This is a genomic window from Microbacterium psychrotolerans (assembly GCF_031085295.1).
Taxonomy (GTDB): Bacteria; Actinomycetota; Actinomycetes; order Actinomycetales; family Microbacteriaceae; genus Microbacterium; species Microbacterium psychrotolerans.
The window spans coordinates 1-2,176 of sequence record NZ_JAVFWO010000014.1 but is presented as its reverse complement, the minus strand read 5'-3'; the positions used below and the strand labels follow the sequence as shown (position 1 = coordinate 2,176).

General features: G+C 65.9%; 4 protein-coding genes. 3 read left to right on the top strand and 1 reads right to left on the bottom strand.

The window, feature by feature from the left end; genetic code table 11:
- The first annotated feature begins 70 nt into the window (after positions 1-70).
- From Q9R08_RS20865 to Q9R08_RS20795, 3 genes are all read left to right on the top strand, one after another.
- Positions 71-241, top strand: coding sequence for a DUF7882 family protein (locus tag Q9R08_RS20865; protein WP_470365361.1), 171 nt, complete (start codon positions 71-73; stop codon positions 239-241).
- A 93-nt stretch (positions 242-334) separates the two neighbouring features.
- Positions 335-547, top strand: coding sequence for a hypothetical protein (locus tag Q9R08_RS20800; RefSeq protein WP_308870204.1), 213 nt, complete (start codon positions 335-337; stop codon positions 545-547).
- Positions 548-761: 214 nt separating this feature from the next.
- Entirely contained in the window at positions 762-1,778 is a 1,017-nt protein-coding gene (locus Q9R08_RS20795; protein WP_308870202.1) for a diacylglycerol/lipid kinase family protein, read from the top strand.
- Between the two features lie 146 nt (positions 1,779-1,924).
- Here the strand turns inward: Q9R08_RS20795 and Q9R08_RS20790 are convergent.
- Positions 1,925-2,176: DUF7882 family protein (locus tag Q9R08_RS20790; protein ID WP_470365360.1), on the bottom strand; the 252-nt coding region annotated here is incomplete at its 5' end.

Sequence of the window (2,176 nt, the reverse complement as noted above, 5' to 3'; positions counted from 1 at the left end):
CCTCTCGCCTGATCTGCCTTTCAGCGCGGATGCGCTGCCGACCTGGCAGACCAACGGCGTTGTCTGGCAGGTGGCGAGGATCCAGCCGTCCATCCCGCTTCGCTTCATATTCGACTCCCCCACACCAGAGAGGCTCGATCCAGCCAGGCTCCAGCGAATGGCGCGCAATGCGAGTGCGACCGGGGGTCTCCATCTCACTGTCCACGACCAGACAGATCCGAACGATCTGCCGCGCGGATAGCCAGGTCGGGGTGGCCAGGAGACCGCCTAGGAACCTCTCGCGCCGCCGCGAGCCTCCCAGCCGGCACACCTCGATGGCTTGGGAGGATCCGAAGTGAGGATGCGGGTTTGCTTCTGGTCTCTGGACCGCGGCATGTTGCTCCGCGTCGAGGTTCATTCCGTGCCCGCACGCGGCGAGCTGGTGAAACTACGGGACCTCGGCCTGGCTGGACGGGTGATCGGGCGTGACTTCGCAACTGCCGACGACGGCACGGAGGAATTGCTGATCCAGCTGCAGCTGGAGCCCGATCGTGCCGAGATGCCCTGATACAGAACTGTCAGGCGAGTCCTTCGCCCTGGCGCCGACTGCGCGTTGATTTCCGACCTGATGCGGCCGCGGAAAACAAGGGGGGCGCGGATATCGGATCGGTCTGGTTGTCTCGAGCCCGGGTGCGCAAACGCACCTTGATCGCTGCGAAGACCGCGCTGAGGATTTCGCGAGTGGACATGGAAACACACCATCCGATGGACGAAAGGTCCTGATGACCGACCCAACCGACACCGACCGCCCCGACCCGGATGCCGCGGCCGAGTCGCTGCGCGTCGCTGCGGTCGTCTACAACCCGATCAAGGTGGACCTGCCGGCCCTCAGAGCGGTGGTCGCCGCCGAGCAGGCTGCCGCGGGTTGGGGCGAGACGATCTGGTTCGAGACCACCGCCGACGACCCGGGTCAGGGAATGACGTCGGAGGCGCTGGCCCGAGGCGCGGCGATGATCATCGTCGCCGGTGGGGACGGCACGGTGCGGGCCGTGGCCGAAGCCGTGGCGGCGAACCCTGTCTCGCTTGCGCTGCTCCCCTCTGGCACCGGCAACCTCCTCGCCCGCAACCTGAAGCTCACCTTGGATGATCTGGAGCATTCCATCCACTCCGCGTTCACCGGCGAGGACCGGCGGATCGATCTCGGGATGATCGAGATCCGCCGCGAAGACGACCGCATCGATCGTCATGCGTACGTGGTCATGGCGGGGCTCGGACTCGACGCGAAAATGCTCGCCCATACTGATGACGAACTGAAGGCGAAGGTCGGCTGGCTGGCGTACGTGAAGGCCATCGCGACCGCACTGCGCGACAAGAATCAGCTCAGGGTGCGCTACAAGCTGGATGCGCACCGCGTACGGTCCCTGCGTGCTCACACCGTCATCATCGGCAACTGCGGGTCGCTGCAGGCGAACGTCCTCCTGCTGCCGGACGCTGCCGTCGATGACGGTCTGCTGGACATCGTGCTGCTCCGCCCCGAGGGATTCATCAGCTGGGCTCAGATCGTGACCAAGATCGTCTGGGAGAACGGCGTACTCAGCCGTACTCGCTTCGGCCGCAAGTTCCGCACCAAGGAGGTCGACGCGCTCAACTACATCAAGGGAGAACGATTCACCCTCACCGTGAGCCGACCTGAGCTGATCGAGCTCGACGGCGACGAGTTCGGGAGCGCGGTGGGAATCCGCACGTGGGTGGAGCCGCGGAAACTCATCGTGCGCGTACCCACCGATTCCAGCAACTGAAGCTACGAGCTCCGAACCAGCCACGCCATTCGACCCCGGAAGCCCCAGCGCCGGGCGGCCGGCTGGGGTGTCACCGCTGGAGTCGGTGCTGCGTGAACCTCGCTGCTCGACTCCACAACGTCAGGACAGGGGCGCACGCAGTTCTGTCACGAGCGGCCACCGACCAGTTCAGGCTCGCGGTCGTGATGCAGCGGCAGCGTCACGACCGGTTCGGGGACCAGCCACAGCCCGGCGGAGGTGGTGGCGACGTGAGCAAGGATCGCCAGCCACGCCGCGTTCAGCGTCGCGGGGGTGGGCCGGTCGAACGCGAATCTGACGGGGACGTCGGGTGACATCCAGAAGCTGTCTCCGCAACGAGTGTGCGCTTCGGTGTCGCACCGGAACAGGAATCGTTCGCC